Genomic DNA, 18,049 nt, shown 5'->3' on the forward strand with positions numbered 1-18,049 from the left:
TTCCGCCGCCACAGCACCCGTCCCCGACCGCTGCAACTCCTGAGATCCGATGTCGTCTGGCGACGAATCCGCTGTCCCGCCCGCCGCATCCGCGCACGAGCGACGCTTCACGATCTGTCGCGAGGACGAGCCGGTGCCGCCCGTGATTTCCGGAGCCATCGCGGCGATCGGCAATTTCGACGGGGTGCATCTCGGTCACCGGACCCTGATCGCCGCCGTGCGCGAGACCGCGCAGGCGGCCGGCCGCCCGGCGGTCGTCCTCACCTTCGAGCCGCATCCGCGCGCCTATTTCGCGCCACATCTCCCCATGTTCCGTCTCACCGACGCGGAAGCCAAGGAGATCGTCTTCGCCCATCTCGGCCTCGACGGACTTATCGTACGCCGCTTCGACGCAACCCTGGCGGGAACCGGCGCGCGCGACTTCGTCGAGGGGCTGCTGGTGCGCGACCTCGGGGTGGCGGGCGTCGTCATCGGCCACGATTTCCATTTCGGCCGGGGCCGCGAGGGCACGCCGATGGTCCTCGCCGATCTCTGCACGCAGGCGGGCCTGAGTTGCCGGATCATCCCGCCTGTCGCCCTGAGCACGGGGGCGGAGCCGGTCTCGTCGAGCGCGATCCGGGCTGCCCTCACCCAGGGTGCGGTGACGCGGGCCAACGCGCTCCTTGGCTACCGTTGGTTCGTCTCCGGCGAGGTCCGCCACGGCGACAAGCGTGGACGTACCCTCGGCTATCCCACCGCCAACGTGGCGCTGCCCGCCTGCAACCTCGCCCACGGCATCTACGCGGTGCGAGCGCGCCTGCCCGACGGTCGGGTGAAAAACGGGGTCGCCAGCTACGGCCGGCGCCCGACCTTCGACGACGGCGCCCCGCTCCTCGAGGTCAACCTGTTCGATTTCTCCGGCGACCTTTATGGCCAGACGATCGCGGTGGAGTTCCTGGACTATCTCCGCGGCGAGGTCCGCTTCGACGGAGCGGAGGCCCTGATCGCCCAGATGCATCGCGACGCGGCCGAGGCCCGCCGGATCATCGCCGAGAATGCCGTCCCCTCAATGCTCGACGCCTGAGGCCACGCCTATTCTGCGTCGTCCTCGGTCTCCGGCGTGCGATTGGGCCAGGTCACGATCCGATCGAGGAGTTCGTCGGCTGTGAACTCCTCCTCGTTGCCGGAGACGCGGCCGCGCACGGAGATGCCGGCCTCGTGCACGCTGGCGGCGCGGCCCGAGACCAGCGGATGCCAGGCGTAGAGATCGCGGCCCTCGCGGATCAGTCGATAGGCGCAGGTCGGTGGCAGCCACGGGATCGTGCGCACCGCCTCGGGCGTCAGGCGCACGCAATCGGGCACGCGCTTCTGGCGCCGCGCATAGTCGCGGCAGCGGCAGCCATGGCCGTCGAGGAGGGTGCAGCCGACATCGGTGTGATAGACTTCCGCCGTATCCTCGTCCTCGAGCTTGAGGAGGCAGCAGCGGCCGCATCCGTCGCACAGGCTCTCCCACTCGGCCGGCGACATCGCCTCCAGGCTCTTCGTCCGCCAGAACGGCTCCACGGTCGGAGCGGTCTGAGGATCGGAACGGATGGTTTCGGGGAAGGCCTGCGGCGTCGGGGAACGCGCGGCCGAGCGGTCCCGCATGGGGAACACCTTGGGCTGGGAGCGGTGAGGATCCGGATGATCTGCCCCTGTGCCGCAACGCGGCCCCGGGAGCAAGCGTTGCCGGCGCACGGCATGACGCCGCGCCGCGTTCGGAGGCGCCGCGCCACCGCGCCGCCCCATTCCGGCATCAAGGTTGAGAACAGGTTATGGTCTGCGGCGGCGGGACGCTTGCCCTTGTCGGGCGTTCCCATGAACGAAGCCTCGCGGCCGGGCGCGGGTGTTGGTAGGATCGTGCGGACCGGCGTCGTGCCGGAACCGGGTGCGGAAGGACTGGAACTCAGGTGCGCCTGCCCAAAGCGACCTCCCTCACGACACGGATCAAGCACGCCGCCCTCGCCTTCGACGCCTGGGTGAACGCGAGCCTGTACGACGGCGGCCGCACGGCGGGAGAGACCTACGAGCGCTTCCAGGAGCGCATGAACGTCTTCTCGGTACGAGGCTGGAAACGCTTCGCCCTCGACCTGACCAGCGAGGGGGTGACCCTCGGTACGGGTGGCGCGGTCCTGATGCTTGCCCTGGCGCAGCCGGCCTTCAACCTGACCAGCGACAACTGGCTCAAGGCCCAGGACCTCGCCGTGACGTTCCTCGACCGCTACGGCACCGAGGTCGGACGGCGCGGCATCAAGCACGACGACTCGTTGAGGCTCGACGATTTTCCCGACATCATGATCAAGGCGCTGGTCTCCACCGAGGACCGGCGCTTCTACGAGCATTGGGGCATCGACCCCATCGGCACCGCCCGCGCGCTGGTGTCGAACTCGCGCGGCGGCGGCAACACCCAGGGCGGTTCGTCGATCACGCAGCAGCTCGCCAAGAACCTGTTCCTCACGAACGAGCGCTCCCTCGAGCGCAAGATCAACGAGGCCTTCCTGGCGCTCTGGCTGGAGAGCCACCTCTCAAAGAACGAGATTCTGAAGCTCTACCTCGACCGGGCCTACATGGGCGGCGGCACTTTCGGCGCCGTGGCGGCGGCGGATTACTATTTCGGCAAGCCGCTGAAGGACATCTCCCTGGCCGAGGCCGCGATGCTCGCCGGCCTGTTCAAAGCGCCGACCAAGTACGCCCCCCACGTGAACCTGCCGGCGGCCCGTGCCCGCGCCGGCGACGTGCTGCACAACATGGTCGAGGCCGGCTTCCTCACCGAGGGCCAGATCCAGACCGCCCTGCGCAACCCCGCAACACCGGTGACGCGGACCCGCGACATCACGGCGGACTACTATCTCGACTGGGCCTTCGGCGAGATCAAGCAGATGGCCGATGCGGGCCGCTTCCGCAGCGACCGCGTCCTCACCGTGAAGACGCCCCTAGACCTGACCATCCAGCGCCGGGCCGACGAGGTGGTGCAAAATACCCTGCGCCGATTCGGCGACCAGTACGAGGTTGACGAGGCCGCCATGGTGATCCTCGATCCGGACGGGGCCCTTCGGGCGATGGTCGGTGGTGCCGATTATGGCGAGAGCCAGTTCAACCGCGCCACCGACGCCCTTCGCCAGCCCGGCTCGTCGTTCAAGCCCTATGTCTACGCCGCCGGCCTCGCCTCGGGCCTGTATCGGCCGGACACGCGCGTCGTCGATCGGCCCGTCTGCATCGGCAATTGGTGCCCGCAGAACTACGGGCGCTCGTTCTCGGGAGCCACGACGCTCACTGTCGCGGTGGCGAAATCCATCAACACCATCCCGATTCAAGTCTCGATCGCCCTGGGCAAGGCGATGGGCATCTCCCATGAAGCCAGGGCCGCCGCCGCCGGGCGCAAGAAGATCATCGAGACCGCCCACGCCATGGGCATCACCACGCAGCTGACCGATTCCGTCTCCCTGCCGATCGGCTCGGCGGAGGTGAACGTCATCGACCAGGCTGCCGGCTACGCGGTTTTCGCCAATGGCGGGCGCAGGGCCAAGCCCTACGCGGCCATGGAGGTCCGCAACTCGTCCGGTGATGTGATCTACCGCCATGCCGACGAGCCGATGCCGCAGGTGCTGTCGACCCAGGTGGTCGCCGACATGAACTACATGCTGACCAAGGTGGTCGAGGAAGGCACCGGCAAGCGCGCGGCCCTGGAAGGCATCAAGGTCGCGGGCAAATCCGGCACCACGAACGCTTACCGGGACGCTTGGTTCGTCGGCTATACGGGGAATTACGTCGGCGCTGTCTGGTTCGGCAACGACGATCACACCTCCACCAACAAAATGACGGGCGGCTCGCTGCCGGCCATGACTTGGCATGACGTGATGGAAGTCGCGCATCAGGGTATCGAGCTCAAACCCATGCCGGGCCTGAAGGATCCGGGCCGTGCAGTGGCGCAGTCGGGGCAGAGTGCGGCCCCCGTGAACGCGGCGGCGAGCGCGGCCGGCAAACTTTCCCGGCGTTCCTTCGAGGTCATCGGCAGCATGAACGGCCTGTTCCGCCAGGTGGAGAAGACCTCCCTGAAGGCATCCGAGAAAACCTCCGCCCTCGAGCCCCTGAACGCCCCCGGCCCGGTGGCGGACGGGGTTCGCGCCGTCGGCGGCCGCGTCGGCACACCGTAGCCAGCGATCATGCGCATGACATTCGCCGAGACGGTGGCGCGGTTGCGTCCGGACCAGAGCCGGACGCGTTCTTCCGAGCTTCGGAGCCGGGAAGCAGGCCCGGTCTCCGGGACCGGCGGACGCCTGACGCGCGCGCTGCGACGCGGCGTCCGCAAGGCTTCGACCGTGACAATGATGCTTTACGCCCTGGCGCTGGGGGCGGGCCTTGGCCTCGCGACCGCCGATTATGCCACGCGAGGTGGCTATCCCTTCGGCGGCGTGCGGGTGGGGGCCTGGACCGCCTGGCCGAAAGTCGGTTCCGTCGGTGCGGATCCCTACGCCCGCGCGGTCAACGCGCGGCGCGGTGAGATCCCCCTGGCGATCGGTGAAGGCATGCTGCTCACGGCCGAACAGGACGAATCCGGACGGGCACTCGATGCCGCCTGCACCTACCGCGTGGCGGGCGTGACGCCGCCGGCCCGCGCCTGGACCGTGACGGTGGCCGGGCGCGGGCCACGCGACTCGGACACCGCCCCGATGCGCGAAGGCTTCACCGCCACCGAGATCCTGCGCGAGATCGACGGGCAGTTCGTCATCACCCTGTCGCTGGAGGTCCAACCGGGGAACTGGCTGCCGATGCCGCGCCCCAGGGGGCCGGTACGGCTCGCCTTGCGCCTGTACGACACGCCCGTGGCGGCCAGCGCGGGCAGCCTCGACCGCTCGGCGGTGCCGGCCATCACCCGGACCGGGTGCGCCGCATGACGCCGCGGGGCCGCTTCCTCGTCGCCACCCTGTCGGGACTGGTGCTCGCCGGCCTCGTGCACGGGGCCACCGTCCTGCTCATCCCGCGCCTGGCGGAGTCCGATGCGCTGTCGCGGGCGCGTTCCGGGGAGAACCTCGACCATCCGCTGGCGATCAACACCGTGGCGGCCGGCGACGCCACCCCGCCCGTGGAGGCGTGGCTTCCGATTCCGGACCCGGCGGTGGCGGTCGGGCTCTGCGCCTATGATCTCTCCGAGGGACCGATGCGGGTTTCGGCCCGTACGGGCTCGCTGATGCTGTCCCTGGCGGTACATGGACAACGGGGGGCTTTCTACGCGGTGACCGACCAGGCGGCGGTGCGCGGCGCCCTCGACCTCGTGGTGCTCACCCGGTCCCAATACGACGAGGCGCTCGCCAATGCCGATGAGGACGAGGTCAGCCACGATGTCCGCATCGTCGCCGGCGACACCCGGGGCTTCGTGGTGGTGCGGGTGATCGCGGCCCTGCCGAGCCAGCGCACGGCGGCCGACGCGGCGGTACAGGCGGTCTCCTGCACCGTCGACAGCCCCGGCGACGAGAAGACCGGCGGCTGAGGCACTCCTCAATTCTTTGCGACGATCGGCCTCGGCGCTGCGACCGCGACCACGCCCTCCGCCTCCGGCAGGAGCCCGCATCGGGCCTCGGCTTCCGGCGGCACCAACGGATCGAGCAGGGGACGCCGCCCGTCGAGGGCGGCCAGGGTCCCTTCCACCGACACGCCTTCCGGCCCTGGCGCCTCGATCAGCAGATGCTCGAGAGCATAGCGGTAGCGGCGGGAGCGGCGACCGGTCTCGAAGCGGACCCAGGCGATGAGGCACCGGTTCTCGGCCACCCGCATGGCGGCTTGGCGCACATCGCCGTCGTCCAGACTCTTGGCGAAGGGCAAGCTGCGCAGGCGCAGGGCGTCGCCCTCCTTCACCCGCACCGCCAGGGCGGCGAATTGCGGGATCAGCCGGGCATCGGTGCCGATATCCTCCGACAGGCGCCGGTAGCGCGAGACCGGCGAGCGAAAGCTCTGTGCCATCAGCGTGTCGTGATAGGCCGCCGGATCGTCGGTCCGCCAGGAGGCGGGGAGCACCCGGGCGCGCGTGAGATTGGCGAGAATGTCCGTGAACGCGTCGTGCCCGGCCGCTGGCATGAGGAAGCGCCAGGCGCGGTCGCGCAGGACGCGTTCCTCGTCGGTGAAGGGAAAGGCGGAGGCCGGCTCCTCGCGCTCCCGCGCCGCCAGGGTCCCGGTGGTCTCGATCAGGCTGTTCCAGGCGCCGGTTTTGGGCCGCCCCAAATCCCCCTCCTGCGCGCAGCCGGCGAGGAGCGCCGGGATCGCGAGGGGTATCAGGCGCAGCGCATGCAGCCGGAGGGCCTGCCGACGTCCGGTTCGGAATAAGGACACCATGCGGGGGCGCGTCGGCCGGGTGTCAGGAACGGCGGCGCAGGCGCGGCGCGGGAGCTTCCGGCTCGGGCATGCGCTCGTAGCGAATTCCGGTGAAGAGCAGAATGGCGCCCCGCGGCGCATCCGCGTCCGCTCTCCGGAAGCGGCGCGCCGTAGCCGGGAACGTCACGACCGTGGCCGTCGGACGCTCGGGGCGGCGATCGGCGCCGCCGGTGTCGGGCAACCTGTGGGTGTTCATCGGCTGGTTTCCGATTCCGTTCGATCTCTGAGGCGAGCCGTCGCCGGGCCTGCTCCCGCCGCATCCGGGCCGTTCCGGTGTCGGGGTGATGCCGTCAGAGATCAGCATGGGGTGGTTAACGGAACCTTGCGATGGCCGGAACGGCTCTCTCTTCCGTGCCTCGGTCGCAGCGGGCCAGTCGGGCGTGGCTTCCCTGCCACGCCCTCGGCCCATGGCATGGCCCGCTATTTGCGACGGCGTGGGCTGCCCATGGCGGGCATTTCCTCCCTTGTACTCGGCCCCGCTCGCCCGGCGAGCGGGGCTTTTTTTGCGGGATCGGCATTACGGCGACACTTCGAACCCCGCCGGACGCGGGATCGACGGCATGGAACACGCGGCGGCGGGAGCGCTTGCTAAGGGCCGGTCGCGCCCGATATGCCGTGTCGCTTCCGTTCGAACGGCCTGACTTTTCGCGAACGCACTCTCCCATCCAACACATTTCCCTTTCGCACACCCCATTTCGATTGAAGGACACCGCCGGATGCGCGTGGTTATCTCCCGACTCTTGAGCTCGACCAGAGGACTCAGCACGGCCCTGCGGATTGCGCCGTTCGCCCTCCTGATGGTGGCGGTCAGCCCGGCCCAGGCCCAGCGTGAGGACCAGGGCCTTCAGCTGGGATGCGCCAACGACTATTTCCGCCTCTGTGCCGGCGTGGATCCCAATAGCCAGGATGCGGAGCGCTGCATGGATCGCAACCGCGCCCGCCTGTCGCCCGAGTGCAAGGCGGCGATCGGCGACTACGACCGCCGCACCGGCGGGAAATCGCAGAAGTAAGGTGCCGCACGGCACACCGCATCACGGGCGGGACGGGCAACGACGCTGCCCGTCCCCAGACAGAGGTTTGACAGCATGACCCTGACCGTCGCGGTGCAGATGGACCCGATCCAAACGATCCGGATCGCCGGGGACACCACCTTCGCGCTCCTGCTCGAGGCCCAGGCCCGGGGACACCGGTTGCTGCACTACACGCCGGATCGCTTGTCGATGCAGGGTCAGGTCGTGACGGCCCGCGTCGAGGCCCTCACGGTGCAGGACGTGGAGGGGGCGCACGCCACTCTTGGGCCGGTCGAGCGCATCGATCTGTCGAGCGTCGATGTGGTCCTGATGCGTCAGGACCCGCCCTTCGACATGGCCTACATCACCGCAACCCACATGCTGGAGCGGATCCACCCGCGGACCCTCGTGGTGAACAACCCCGCCGAGGTCCGCAATGCGCCCGAGAAGCTGTTCGTGCTCGATTTTCCCGAGTTGATGCCCCCTACCCTGATCACCCGCGACAAGGCCGAGATCGAGGCGTTCCGGGCCGAGCACGGCGCCATCGTGATGAAGCCCCTGCACGGGCATGGCGGAGCTGCGGTGTTTCGGGTCCTGCCGGAGGACGCGAATTTCGGCTCGATGTTCGACCTGTTCTCGGTGACCTTCCGCGAACAATGGGTTGTGCAGCGTTTCCTGCCGCGCATCACCGAGGGCGACAAGCGCATCATCCTGGTGGACGGCGAGCCGATGGGCGCGATCAACCGGGTGCCCGCCCTCAACGACATCCGCTCGAACATGGTGCGAGGCGGTGCAGCGGCAGCTTCGGATCTCACGGAGCGCGAGCGCGCGATCTGCGCCGCCATCGGCCCGGAGCTGAAGCGCCGGGGCCTGATCCTCGTGGGGATCGACGTGATCGACGGAAATCTCACCGAGATCAACGTGACGTCGCCGACCGGCATTCGGGCGATCAGGCGCCTCGGCGGGCCGGACTTGGCGGTCTCGGTATGGAACGCGATCGAGGGCCGCGTCGGCAAGGTCCTGTCGGCCTGAGGGGCGCCGAGGCTCGGACGGCCCCGTGTGGCAGGTCCGGTATATCTCGGACCTGCCCCGTTCGTTCCGGCGTCAGACCAGACCGAGCTTCTGCGCCAGGCCGATCCGCTGGAGCTTGCCGGTGGCGCCCTTCGGGATCTCGTCCAGGATCATGATCTTGGCCGGCACCTTGAAGGCGGCGAGACGCTCCGAGGCGAAGCCGCGCAACTCCTTCTCGACAAGGTGGTGTCCCTCGCGCAGCACGATCGCGGCACAGACGTCCTCACCGAGCTTGTCGTGCGGCATCGCGAAGGTGACGCACTGCGACACCGCCGGGTGGTCCATGAGAATCTCGTCGACTTCGCGGGGCGAGATCTTCTCGCCGCCTCGGTTGATGATCTCCTTGAGGCGCCCCGTGATGGTCAGGTAGCCCTCGGGTGAGAGCGAGCCCTGGTCGCCGGTGCGGAACCAGCCCTGCTTGGTGAAGGCCTCCGCATTGGCCTTGTCGTTGTTCTCGTAGCCAGACATCACATTGTCGCCGCGGATGACGATCTCGCCGGTCTCGCCGGCGGGCAGGGGCTCGCCATCCTCGTCCACGATGGCGATCTCCGGACCGGCCGCGAGACCGACCGAGCCGGCGTAGTGCGGGCGCGGCGGCAGCGGGTTCGAGGCCATCTGGTGGGAAGCCTCCGTCATGCCGTAGGCCTCGATCAGGGGTGCGCCGAAGACCTCCTCGATCTCCTTCATGACCTGCGGCGGCATGGAGGAGGAAGACGAGCGGATGAAGCGCAGGGGATTGGCTTCGATGGTCTCCCGGTTGCGGGAGGCGCGGCCGAGGATCGCCTGGTGCATCGTCGGCACCGCCGTGTACCAGGTCGGGCGTATCTCGCTCATCCAACCGAAGAACTTCAGGGCGTTGAAGCCCGGGGTGCAGCAAACCTGGCCGCCGGCCGAGAGCGGCGCCAGGATGCCGGCGATCAGCCCGTGGATGTGGAACAGCGGCATGATGTTGAGACCGCGATCCTCGGCCGTGAAGGCCAGGGTGGTGCGGATGTTGCGGGCCGAGGCGCAGACGTTCGACTGCTTGAGGGGCACGATCTTGGGGCGCGAGGTGGTGCCCGAGGTATGCAGCACGAGGCCGATATCGTCGGGATGGGCTGGGCCGCCCTGGGCCGCCGGGGCTGCGGTGGAGTCCTCGAAAGACAGGGTGAAGCTGCCCGCGCCTTCTGCCGGGGTGGGGGTCAGGCGCACCACGGGTACGCCCAGGCGCGCGGCCACGGCCACGGCCGGGCTCTCGGAGCCCGCGGCGACGACCAGCAGGCGAGCGTTGAGGTCGGAGAGGTAGAACGTGAACTCGTCCGCCTTGTAGCTCGGGTTGAGGGGGGCCGCCGTCGTGCCCGCTCCGATGGCGATGAAGGCGGCCGCCATCTCCGGCCCGTTGTCGAGGACGATGCCGACCCGATCGTTCCGACCGATGCCCTGCGCGTTGAGGGCCGCGATCGTCCGGTCCGTGAGCGCACGGAGACGGCCGAAGGTCAGCGGCACGCCACCGGGGCTCGACAGGGCGGTGGCCTCCCCGGCCCCCGCGCGGATCAGGGCGTGGAGAGTGGTGGCGGCGGTCGTCGGTGCGGCGGTCTCGGCCATGGTCATCGTCCTCGAATGTCTGGGGTTCAGGCCGGCGTGATGGAGAGGCGCCCCTGCGCCCGCTCCAGGCTCTGGGCGAGGAGGCGCATCAGGGCGTAGACGGTGTCGATATGGGGCGTCGGGGTGTCGGTGAGGCGCCCGAGTTCGATGATCGAGCCGACCAGGGCCTCGAGCTCGATTGGCCGCCCGGCCTCCACGTCCTGCAGCATCGAGGTCTTGTGGGCACCGACCTTCTCGGCCCCCGCGATGCGGCGCTCGATGCCGAGTTTGAAGGTGACGCCGAGGCGGTTCGCGATCGTCTCCGCTTCCCGCATCATGTCGGCGGCGAGCGCGCGGGTTTCGGGAAACTGGCAGATGTCCACCAGGGTGGCGTGGGCCAGCGCCGAGATCGGGTTGAAGCTGAGATTGCCCCACAGCTTGAGCCAGATCTCCGCCCGGATGTCGCTGGTCACCGGTGCGCGAAAGCCCGCCTTGATCAAGGTCTGGGCCAGGGACTGCACTCGCGCCGACATCGAGCCGTCGAGCTCGCCGAGGCCGAAGCGATGGCCCTCCACCACCTGAACCACGCCGGGCTCCGTGAGCACGGCCGCCGGGTACACCACCGACCCGATGACGTGCTTCGGGTCGAGGTGCTGGGCGATGAGGCCGGCCGGATCGGCGGTCTCCAGGTGCGTACCCGTCAGGTCCCCGCCATACCCCTGCGAAAAGTACCACCACGGGATGCCATTCTGCATCGTCACCACCATCGTCTCGGGTCCGATGAGGTGGTGAAGGTCGGCTGCGATCGGCCCGACCTGATGCGCCTTGACCGTGAGGAGCACGATGTCGTGCTGGCCCGCCTCGGCCATGGACTTGGTGGCCTTCAGGTTCGTGACGTGGATCTCGGAGCCGTCCTCCTCGATCAGCCGCATGCCGTTTCGCTGGATGGCGTCGAGGTTGGCGCCGCGCGCGATGAAGGTGACGTCCTCGCCCGCATGGGCGAGGCGCACGCCGAGAAATCCTCCGATGGCGCCGGCGCCGACGATCGCGATGCTCATATGGGTGTCCTCAAAACCTGTCCTGATCACGTCCGCTTCGTGGGAGTCGGGTGTCTCATGAAACGCCGTTCGACAACACGCCGATGCCGGCGATCTCGACCTCTACCGTGGCGCCCCTGGGGATCGGGCCGCTGCCCACCGAGGTGCCGCAGGCGATGAGGTCGCCGGGCTCCAGGGTCATGTCCCGAGAAAGCTCGGCCACGAGTTCGGCGGGCCGGCGCATCATGTCGGCGAGCGGATAGCGCTGGCGCTCGCGTCCGTTCACCCGCACCGCCACATCGAGCCCCTCGGGATCGATGTCGGTGGCAATCACCGGACCGAAGGGGCCGAAACCGTCGAAGCCCTTGGAGCGTGTCCAGTGCACGAAGCTCGGGTCGGCCTTCAGCGCTTCCAGCGCGGTGACGTCGTTCACGCAGGTGTAGCCGAAGATGTGGGCGGCCGCCGTCTCCGGCGTGAGGTCTCGGCCGCGCCGGCCGATTACGATCCCGAGTTCGCCCTCGAACAGCAGCCGGCCTGCGCCCTCAGGCGCCGTGATCGTCTGCCCGCTGGCGAGGTAACAGCTCGCCGGCTTCACGAAGTAGAGCGGCACATCGGGCCGGGTGAGCCCCTGCTTCTCGGCCGAGGCGTGGAAGTTGTTCCACAGGGCGATGTACTTCGACGGTCGGCACGGAAGGTCGAGGGTGACCTCGGACAGCAGCAGGAACGCGCCGGTGGGTGTCGGATCGGCGAACAGATCGCCCGCATGAACGTGGATGGTCTCGCCGTCGAGGCGGCCGAAGCCGCTCGCGCCGTGGTGGAGGTAGCGGAGCCAGCGTGCCATCGGGTCAGCTCCGGGCGATGAACCGGGCGCGCATCGGCTTCAGCACGAAGAGCGCGAGGAACCCGGCCAGGAAGGCCATGCCGGAGGCGGCGTAGAACACGTTCTGCCACGAGCCGGTCTTGGCCTGGATCATGAGCAGGATCGGCAGGAGCAGGGCGGCGGTGCCCTTGGCGGTGTAGAGAAGGCCGGCATTGGCCGCCGCGTTCTTGTCGCCGTAGGTGTCGCTGCAGGTGGCGGGGAACAGCGAGTAGATCTCGCCCCAGGCGAAGAACACGAGCCCGGTGAGCAGCACGAAGGCCATCGGGATATGAGCGAACATGCCGAGCGCCAGGATGCCGGCGCCCTCGATCATGAAGGCGATGACCATCGTGTTCTCGCGCCCGATCTTGTCTGAGACCCAGCCGAAGAACGGCCGCGTCACACCGTTGAGCACCCGGTCGATGGTGAGCGCGAAGGTCAGGGCCGGCAGGGTAATGCCGATGAGCGAGACCTCGACCCCCGCGACCTTGAAGTCCTTGGCGATGGGAGCGAGGGAGGCGGCCGCCATCAGGCCACCGGCGGCCATCATCACGAACATCAGGTAGAGCAGCCAGAAGACCGGCGTCCGGACCATCTCGGCGGTCGAGTACTGGCGCCGGGTGACGGTGTTCACGGTCGCGGTGCGGCCGGCCAGCATCCGATCCTTGAAGGCGGCGCTCGGCGAGACGAGGAGCAGGGCGGCCAGCATGACGACCAAGCCCTGGCCGAGGCCGAACACGAAGAAGGTGTGCTGGTAGCCGGAATCGCGGATCATGTTGGCGATCGGGATCACAGTCAGGGCCGAGCCCGCGCCGAAACCGGCCGCGGTGAGGCCGGCCGCGAAGCCGCGCCGGTCGGGAAACCACTTCAGGGCATTGCCGACGCAGGTGCCGTAGACCGCGCCCGCGCCGACGCCACTGATCGCGGCGGCCGCATAGAGCATGGTCAGCGTGTCGGCGTAGGAATTCATCACCCAGCCCAGCGCGCAGAGGGCGCCGCCGAAGATGGTGACCAGGCGCGGGCCGTACTTGTCGACGAACCAGCCCTCGATCGGCACCAACCAGGTTTCCATCACCACGAAGATCGTGAAGGCCCACTGGATCGCGGTGCGTTCCCAGCCGAACTTCTGCTGGATCGGATCGACGAACAGCGTCCAGCCATACTGCAGGTTGGCGATCATCGACATGCAGAGCACGCCGAGGACGAGCTGTCCCCACCGGCCGAGCGGTGGCGCATCCACTTTCGCAGCAAGCTCCCTGCGGCTTGCAGCAACGTCGGCGGGCGCGATCGACGTCGTCCCGGGCGGGACAGGCGCAGCAGTACGCGCGGTCATGGGCGTCTTCCTTGACTCAACTCTTGTTTGCGGATTTCGGTTTTATCGGCAATTATTTTGAATTCAAGGAGCTATACCTCGGCCAAACCTGTGGTTCGTCTGCAAAATTTTTGGGTTAAGCCCCTAAAAAATTTGAGATGCTGCTCAATCCGCGCATTCGGCTCGTAGATTTTCTTGCAGTGCAAAGGACGACGTTTGCGGTGCGACATCAGAAGTGCAGTGGACAGGCTCAGGCCAGGCGGGAAACTGTCGGATATGGAACCAACGGGAGCAGGCACCGTTACGCTTGCCGACGACGCCGGGTGGCATCCTGCGACCGGACGTTCAGCCTGGAACCAACTTTACGGAGCGTTTGATGAGCAGCACGACGGACAAGATCAAGGGTCTCGCCAACGAGGCCGTCGGCAACATCAAGCAAGGCATCGGTTCGGCCACCGGTAATGAAAAGCTGCAGGCCGAGGGCAAGGCTCAGGAACTGAAGGGCGAAGCCCAGAAGACCGTCGGCGATGCCAAGGACGGCATCAAGGGCGCGGCCCAGAGCGCCGCCGACGCCGTCAAGAAGATCTGAGCGGATCGTCCCTTCGCCTCGGTCCCTGACGGGCCGAGGCATCGCGCCGTCGGGCCGATCTACAGCATCATCGAAACAGTCCTGGCCGGAGTGCCCGCGCGCGTTCGGGTGTTCTGACAAGGGCCGAGACGAGAAGGATCTTCAAGATGAACCGCGACCAGATCGAGGGTGGAATCCGGAACATCCAGGGCCGCGGGCGCTCGGCCCTCGGTGCCGTGACCGGACGGGTCCGTCCGCAGGCCGAGGGCGCCTACGACCAGGCGGCCGGTGCCGTCCAGTCTGCCTATGGCCGGGCCCGTCATGCCGCCGATGACCTGCAACGCGACGGAGCCCACCGTGTCGACGAGGCCCGCCACAGGGGCCGGGCCATCGCGGGCGCCCTCCAGGACCGCGGCCGGCTCTATCAGAACGAGGCCGTGCGACGCGGCCGCGCCGTTGCCCGCCGGGCCGACGAGAACAAGGGTGCCACCCTCCTCCTCGTGGCCGCGGCCGCCTTCGGCGCCGGCTGGCTCCTGCGCCGCACCCGCTGAATCATCGATTCATCGCCTGAGAGGGGGGGCCGGGGCGTTTACGCGCCCCGGCCCACTTCGCGTTCGACGGTGCGGCAACCCCTCTTGGATGAGGCATGGTTTCCGTGGCACGCAGAATGGCGCGCGGCGTCTCGATCGCTTCGCCCGAGGAGAGCGGCGATGCCGATACGCCAATGGGCCGAGTTGACGACGGACGAGATCCGGGATCGCGACATGGGTTGCACGATCGCGGTGCTGCCCGTCGCCGCCATCGAGCAGCACGGCCCGCACCTGCCGCTGGCCACCGACGCGATCATCGCCGAGGGCTATCTCGCGCGTCTCATGACGTTGCCGGCCCAAGATCTCGACGTCCTGCTCCTGCCGGTCCAGGTCGTCGGCAAGTCGGACGAGCACGAGAGTTTTCCCGGGACCCTGTCGCTGACCACCGCGACGGCCCTGCAGGCTTGGACCGGGATCGGCGATGCCGTCCGCCGCGGCGGCTGCGGCAAGCTCGTCATCGTGACCTCGCATGGTGGCAATAGCGGCCTGATCGATCTCGTGGCGGGGGATCTGCGCGGGCGCCACGCCATGGTGGCGGTGACCACCGCCTGGAGTCGGTTCGGTTATCCCGACGGGCTGTTCCCCGAGGCGGAGATCCGTCACGGCATCCATGGCGGCGGTATCGAGACCGCCCTGATGCTGGCCCTGCGGCCGGATCTGGTGCGGCGGTCGGAGATCGCGGATTTCACGCCGCGCACGCTGGCGATGGAGCGGACCTTCACCCATCTGCGCGCGGGCCGTCCCGCCGCCTTCGCCTGGCGGGCGGAAGATCTCAACCCGGCCGGCGCCATCGGCGACGCCCGCCTCGGTACCGCGGAAGCCGGGGATCGTGCCCTCGACCACGGCGCCCGCGCCTTCCTCGAGCTGCTGCGCGACGTCGACCGCTTCCGCTTGGCCGAGTGAGAGGGCGACGATCGTGACGTCGGTCCCATGCGCTCCGTAACCTCCGGGAAGCCCGGCGCGAACAAGCCTGATGCGAGAGAGCCGACCTCCCGGATGTCGACCTCTCGGATCATGGAGCACCCCCGATGGCCTGTGCCGTCCCGGCCGGACACGATCGGCCGACCCCGCAGGCCTGCGACCCCTTCGGCTGGGCGACGGTCGCCCGGCCCGCCGCGGCGGCCAGCGGGCGCACCGAGCGCATGAGCCGGGATGAGGCTCTGGCGTGCGATATGGCGGCCGCCCAGGCGGGCGACGCGGAGGCCTATCGCCGCCTCTTGCGCGACTGCCTTCCGGTGATCGCCGGACTGGCGCGGGCGCAGGGGGTCCGGGCGGAGGCGGTGGACGATGTGGTGCAGGACGTGCTGCTGACGATCCACCGGGCGCGGGCGACCTACGATCCGGCCCGGCCCTTCCTGCCCTGGCTGCGCGCCATCACCCGGCGCCGGGCCATCGACGGGATGCGCCGGGCGAGTCGCCGCCCGCGGGAAGTCCACGACCCCATCGCCTACGAGGCGGAGGTCGATCGCGGGCCGGCGCCGGGCCACCACCTGGAGGCGCGCGACCGGGAGCGGGTCCTGGCCCGGGCCGTCGCCGCCCTGCCGGATGGCCAGCGCCAGGCCGTGGAGCATCTCGCCCTTCAGGAGCGCAGCCTGGAGGAGACGGCCGCCCTGACGGGGCGCACCAAGGGTGCCCTGAAGGTCAACCTGCACCGGGCCTTGAAGGCCCTGCGACGGACGCTGGGATCGGGTTCCGCGGACCGGGACGAGGCCGCGTCCCGGCCGGGCGAGCGAGGAACCCACGATGTCTGACACGGCCCGCACGTCTTCGCATGACCGCCTGATGGACAGCCTCGCCGGCGGTCTTCGGCCCGTCCGGCGCCTGCCCGGGCCGGCCTTTCGGGCGCTCGCCTGGTGCGCGGCCGCCGTCGGGCTGGGGCTCGCCCTGATGCCCTTCGCCGATCTCGAGGCCCTGCGCATCCGCATGGCGGTGGCCGATCTGCGCTACGCCGCCCTCGGCGCGGTGCTGACCGCCGTCGCGGCGGCGGTCGCCGCGTTCCAGACCAGCGTGCCGGGGCGCGCCTCCGCCTGGGCGCTCCTGCCCCTGGCGCCGGCCGCATTCTGGATCGGGGCCAGCGGCGCCGGCTGCCTGCGCGACTGGGCGGTCCCCGGGGCCGACCCCGCCGACATGCACCAGACCGGGGGGTGCGTCGCCTTCCTGCTCGCCGTCTCGCTTCCGTTGTCGCTGGTCCTCGTCTGGATGCTGCGGCGGGCCTGTCCCCTGCGCCCCAACCTCACGGCGGCGCTGGCGGGGCTCTCGGCGGCGGCGGCCGCGGCGGCGCTCCTGGTGCCGTTCCATCCGCACGACGCCACCGCGACGGACCTCGCCCTGCACGCGCTCGTGGTCGGCCTGGTGATCGGGGCCAACGGGCTGGCCGGGGGACGCCTGCTGCGGCGGGGCTGAGGGACGCGCCGGTATACCGGCGGGGTCGTGTCTAGGTCGCGGGGGTTTCGCCCCGCGCCGCTCAGCCGGCGCGGATCGCGGCCGCGACCTCGCCCGGATATTCCTCGTGCGGGCTGAGCGCCCCCGGCACCGAGGCCCGGGCGACCCGGCCGGTGGCGATCAGCGCGTCCATCTCGGCGCCGGAGCGGCGCGGCGCCCGCTCCGGCCGCAGGACCAGGACCGGCGGCAGGCCGGGGGCCTCGAACAGGTCGAGGAAGTCCCGGCGATTCGCGAACGGGTCGAGGCCGCCGGTGACGAAGGCGGCGGTGCCGAAGCGCCCGCCGTTCTGGCGGGTGATGGCGTGCTTGTCGGCGATGACCCCGGGCGTGACGTGGTCGGGGTCGGCATAGACGTGGGCGCGCATCATCCGGCCGATGACGGGGCGGCTGATGTTGATGCGGTAGAGGGCGTCGCCCAGGAGCGGCAACTCGACGGCCCTGCGCAGGCCGGCGAACAGGCCCCGGCGCTCCGGTCCCAGGGCGGTCGGCAGGGGCCCCCGCCAGGTCGGGGCGACGAGGACGAGGCGCGCGAAGGCCCCGGGATGGCGCCGGGCGGCGGCCACGAGGTAGCCGGCGGCGTGGCCGGCCCCGACCCCGAGGGCGTAGGGCCCGGGGGCCGCCGCCAGCAGGGCGTCGAGGAAGGCGTGCATCGTCTCCGGATTCATCGGCACCCGGGCGCGGACATGGTCGCCGAAGCCCGGCCAGTCCGGCACGAGGCAGCGATAGGCATGGCCGAGGTCCTTAGCCAGGGGCCGCATCTCGACCCGGGCCGAGATTGAGGACAGGGCCGGCAGCAGCAGGGCCTCGGGGCCGCTGCCGACGACGTCGTAGGGCGTCGGCACGCGACGCCCGGCGAAGGTCAGCGCGAAGCTGCGGGCGGAATGGGCCGGGTCGATCATCGTTACGCCTCTCCCTCGCATCCGGGCCGATGTCACCGCCACCAGATGGGGCAGGGCCGGCCGCACCGGCACGCGACCGAGCGCCGCCCCGAAGGGGCTTCGCTCGATTTTTGGTTAAGCGACCCGGCGACGCCCCGAAAGCGGCTTCGATCGGATTTCCAGCCTTATGGGGCAAATGCACCGAATAGGATGGCGTAGGCCATCGCAGGTAGTGCGGTTCCAGACGGCCCATTTTCGGAAATGGGACCATGGCTCGCACAGAACCCGCGAGGCCGATCCGCTATCGACTTCATTTAGTGACTCCCAGCGCCTCAG

General features: G+C 69.5%; 19 protein-coding genes. 11 read left to right on the plus strand and 8 right to left on the minus strand.

What is annotated here, in order from left to right:
• Positions 1 to 49 precede the first annotated feature (49 nt).
• Entirely contained in the window at positions 50 to 1,063 is a 1,014-nt protein-coding gene (locus ASG63_RS15925) for a bifunctional riboflavin kinase/FAD synthetase (RefSeq protein ID WP_056218350.1), read from the plus strand.
• Positions 1,064 to 1,071: 8 nt separating this feature from the next.
• On the opposite strand, the gene ASG63_RS15930 is transcribed toward ASG63_RS15925, so the two are convergent.
• Positions 1,072 to 1,626: a YcgN family cysteine cluster protein gene (locus tag ASG63_RS15930; protein WP_082501427.1), complete on the minus strand. Its 555-nt coding sequence runs from the start codon at positions 1,624 to 1,626 to the stop codon at positions 1,072 to 1,074.
• Between the two features lie 302 nt (positions 1,627 to 1,928).
• Between ASG63_RS15930 and ASG63_RS15935 the strand changes: the two genes are divergently transcribed.
• From ASG63_RS15935 to ASG63_RS15945, 3 genes are read left to right on the plus strand one after another with little or no spacing between them, the layout of a single operon-like run.
• Complete coding sequence (locus tag ASG63_RS15935; protein ID WP_056218353.1) at positions 1,929 to 4,172, plus strand: transglycosylase domain-containing protein; 2,244 nt, start codon at positions 1,929 to 1,931, stop codon at positions 4,170 to 4,172.
• A gap of 15 nt (positions 4,173 to 4,187) precedes the next feature.
• Positions 4,188 to 4,913: a DUF1214 domain-containing protein gene (locus ASG63_RS15940; protein WP_200957554.1), complete on the plus strand. Its 726-nt coding sequence runs from the start codon at positions 4,188 to 4,190 to the stop codon at positions 4,911 to 4,913.
• Positions 4,910 to 5,506: a DUF1254 domain-containing protein gene (locus tag ASG63_RS15945; protein ID WP_056218356.1), complete on the plus strand. Its 597-nt coding sequence runs from the start codon at positions 4,910 to 4,912 to the stop codon at positions 5,504 to 5,506. The genes ASG63_RS15940 and ASG63_RS15945 overlap by 4 nt, the downstream gene beginning before the upstream one ends.
• Positions 5,507 to 5,514: 8 nt before the next feature.
• Here the strand turns inward: ASG63_RS15945 and ASG63_RS15950 are convergent, their stop codons facing one another.
• Complete coding sequence (locus ASG63_RS15950) at positions 5,515 to 6,345, minus strand: hypothetical protein (RefSeq protein WP_244479937.1); 831 nt, start codon at positions 6,343 to 6,345, stop codon at positions 5,515 to 5,517.
• Between the two features lie 22 nt (positions 6,346 to 6,367).
• Positions 6,368 to 6,580 carry a hypothetical protein gene (locus ASG63_RS15955; RefSeq protein WP_056218358.1) on the minus strand — a complete coding sequence of 71 codons (213 nt, stop codon included), beginning with the start codon at positions 6,578 to 6,580 and terminating at the stop codon, positions 6,368 to 6,370.
• A gap of 520 nt (positions 6,581 to 7,100) precedes the next feature.
• Here ASG63_RS15955 and ASG63_RS15960 point away from each other — a divergent pair.
• Together ASG63_RS15960 and gshB are read left to right on the plus strand one after the other, a co-directional pair.
• Positions 7,101 to 7,394 carry a hypothetical protein gene (locus tag ASG63_RS15960; protein ID WP_056218361.1) on the plus strand — a complete coding sequence of 98 codons (294 nt, stop codon included), beginning with the start codon at positions 7,101 to 7,103 and terminating at the stop codon, positions 7,392 to 7,394.
• Between the two features lie 75 nt (positions 7,395 to 7,469).
• Positions 7,470 to 8,426: a glutathione synthase gene (gshB, locus tag ASG63_RS15965; protein ID WP_056218363.1), complete on the plus strand. Its 957-nt coding sequence runs from the start codon at positions 7,470 to 7,472 to the stop codon at positions 8,424 to 8,426.
• Positions 8,427 to 8,498: 72 nt separating this feature from the next.
• On the opposite strand, the gene ASG63_RS15970 is transcribed toward gshB, so the two are convergent.
• From ASG63_RS15970 to oxlT, 4 genes are read right to left on the minus strand one after another with little or no spacing between them, the layout of a single operon-like run.
• Positions 8,499 to 10,055 (minus strand): acyl--CoA ligase, encoded by a 1,557-nt coding sequence (locus ASG63_RS15970; protein ID WP_056218367.1) that lies wholly within the window; start codon positions 10,053 to 10,055, stop codon positions 8,499 to 8,501.
• Positions 10,056 to 10,075: 20 nt separating this feature from the next.
• Positions 10,076 to 11,086 carry a ketopantoate reductase family protein gene (locus ASG63_RS15975; protein WP_056218368.1) on the minus strand — a complete coding sequence of 337 codons (1,011 nt, stop codon included), beginning with the start codon at positions 11,084 to 11,086 and terminating at the stop codon, positions 10,076 to 10,078.
• Positions 11,087 to 11,141: 55 nt separating this feature from the next.
• Positions 11,142 to 11,906 (minus strand): fumarylacetoacetate hydrolase family protein, encoded by a 765-nt coding sequence (locus tag ASG63_RS15980; protein ID WP_056218371.1) that lies wholly within the window; start codon positions 11,904 to 11,906, stop codon positions 11,142 to 11,144.
• Positions 11,907 to 11,910: 4 nt separating this feature from the next.
• Complete coding sequence (gene oxlT, locus ASG63_RS15985) at positions 11,911 to 13,164, minus strand: oxalate/formate MFS antiporter (protein ID WP_056218373.1); 1,254 nt, start codon at positions 13,162 to 13,164, stop codon at positions 11,911 to 11,913.
• A 448-nt stretch (positions 13,165 to 13,612) separates the two neighbouring features.
• Between oxlT and ASG63_RS15990 the strand changes: the two genes are divergently transcribed.
• The 5 genes from ASG63_RS15990 to ASG63_RS16010 all read left to right on the plus strand — a co-directional run bounded on the left by ASG63_RS15990 (position 13,613) and on the right by ASG63_RS16010 (position 16,797).
• On the plus strand, positions 13,613 to 13,825 hold the full coding sequence (locus ASG63_RS15990) for a CsbD family protein (RefSeq protein WP_055946396.1): 213 nt from the start codon (positions 13,613 to 13,615) through the stop codon (positions 13,823 to 13,825).
• A gap of 146 nt (positions 13,826 to 13,971) precedes the next feature.
• The gene (locus ASG63_RS15995; protein ID WP_056218376.1) at positions 13,972 to 14,355 is read left to right on the plus strand and encodes a CsbD family protein; all 384 of its coding nucleotides are present in this window, start codon (positions 13,972 to 13,974) and stop codon (positions 14,353 to 14,355) included.
• Between the two features lie 159 nt (positions 14,356 to 14,514).
• Positions 14,515 to 15,297 carry a creatininase family protein gene (locus ASG63_RS16000; protein WP_056218379.1) on the plus strand — a complete coding sequence of 261 codons (783 nt, stop codon included), beginning with the start codon at positions 14,515 to 14,517 and terminating at the stop codon, positions 15,295 to 15,297.
• A gap of 239 nt (positions 15,298 to 15,536) precedes the next feature.
• Entirely contained in the window at positions 15,537 to 16,145 is a 609-nt protein-coding gene (locus ASG63_RS16005) for an RNA polymerase sigma factor (protein ID WP_056219407.1), read from the plus strand.
• Complete coding sequence (locus ASG63_RS16010; RefSeq protein WP_056218382.1) at positions 16,138 to 16,797, plus strand: NrsF family protein; 660 nt, start codon at positions 16,138 to 16,140, stop codon at positions 16,795 to 16,797. The genes ASG63_RS16005 and ASG63_RS16010 overlap by 8 nt, the downstream gene beginning before the upstream one ends.
• A gap of 61 nt (positions 16,798 to 16,858) precedes the next feature.
• Here ASG63_RS16010 and ASG63_RS16015 read toward each other — a convergent pair whose 3' ends face one another.
• Positions 16,859 to 17,734, minus strand: a complete 876-nt coding sequence (locus ASG63_RS16015; RefSeq protein WP_156389743.1) for an alpha/beta fold hydrolase — start codon at positions 17,732 to 17,734, stop codon at positions 16,859 to 16,861.
• Positions 17,735 to 18,049: the final 315 nt, after the last annotated feature.

Origin of the sequence: Methylobacterium sp. Leaf94, from assembly GCF_001426045.1 — a bacterium.
Classification (GTDB): Bacteria; Pseudomonadota; Alphaproteobacteria; order Rhizobiales; family Beijerinckiaceae; genus Methylobacterium.

What these genes read in the sequence shown, in the direction of transcription:
- ASG63_RS16010 (WP_056218382.1), top strand. Translation starts at nt 16,138, where the DNA reads ATGTCTGACACGGCCCGCACGTCTTCGCATGACCGCCTGATGGACAGC.
- ASG63_RS15930 (WP_082501427.1), bottom strand. Translation starts at nt 1,626, where the DNA reads ATGCGGGACCGCTCGGCCGCGCGTTCCCCGACGCCGCAGGCCTTCCCC.
- ASG63_RS15950 (WP_244479937.1), bottom strand. Translation starts at nt 6,345, where the DNA reads ATGGTGTCCTTATTCCGAACCGGACGTCGGCAGGCCCTCCGGCTGCAT.
- ASG63_RS16000 (WP_056218379.1), top strand. Translation starts at nt 14,515, where the DNA reads ATGCCGATACGCCAATGGGCCGAGTTGACGACGGACGAGATCCGGGAT.
- ASG63_RS16005 (WP_056219407.1), top strand. Translation starts at nt 15,537, where the DNA reads ATGAGCCGGGATGAGGCTCTGGCGTGCGATATGGCGGCCGCCCAGGCG.
- ASG63_RS15940 (WP_200957554.1), top strand. Translation starts at nt 4,188, where the DNA reads ATGACATTCGCCGAGACGGTGGCGCGGTTGCGTCCGGACCAGAGCCGG.
- ASG63_RS15960 (WP_056218361.1), top strand. Translation starts at nt 7,101, where the DNA reads ATGCGCGTGGTTATCTCCCGACTCTTGAGCTCGACCAGAGGACTCAGC.
- ASG63_RS15990 (WP_055946396.1), top strand. Translation starts at nt 13,613, where the DNA reads ATGAGCAGCACGACGGACAAGATCAAGGGTCTCGCCAACGAGGCCGTC.
- ASG63_RS15925 (WP_056218350.1), top strand. Translation starts at nt 50, where the DNA reads ATGTCGTCTGGCGACGAATCCGCTGTCCCGCCCGCCGCATCCGCGCAC.
- ASG63_RS15980 (WP_056218371.1), bottom strand. Translation starts at nt 11,906, where the DNA reads ATGGCACGCTGGCTCCGCTACCTCCACCACGGCGCGAGCGGCTTCGGC.
- ASG63_RS15955 (WP_056218358.1), bottom strand. Translation starts at nt 6,580, where the DNA reads ATGAACACCCACAGGTTGCCCGACACCGGCGGCGCCGATCGCCGCCCC.
- ASG63_RS15970 (WP_056218367.1), bottom strand. Translation starts at nt 10,055, where the DNA reads ATGACCATGGCCGAGACCGCCGCACCGACGACCGCCGCCACCACTCTC.
- ASG63_RS15975 (WP_056218368.1), bottom strand. Translation starts at nt 11,086, where the DNA reads ATGAGCATCGCGATCGTCGGCGCCGGCGCCATCGGAGGATTTCTCGGC.
- ASG63_RS15995 (WP_056218376.1), top strand. Translation starts at nt 13,972, where the DNA reads ATGAACCGCGACCAGATCGAGGGTGGAATCCGGAACATCCAGGGCCGC.
- gshB (WP_056218363.1), top strand. Translation starts at nt 7,470, where the DNA reads ATGACCCTGACCGTCGCGGTGCAGATGGACCCGATCCAAACGATCCGG.
- ASG63_RS16015 (WP_156389743.1), bottom strand. Translation starts at nt 17,734, where the DNA reads ATGATCGACCCGGCCCATTCCGCCCGCAGCTTCGCGCTGACCTTCGCC.
- ASG63_RS15945 (WP_056218356.1), top strand. Translation starts at nt 4,910, where the DNA reads ATGACGCCGCGGGGCCGCTTCCTCGTCGCCACCCTGTCGGGACTGGTG.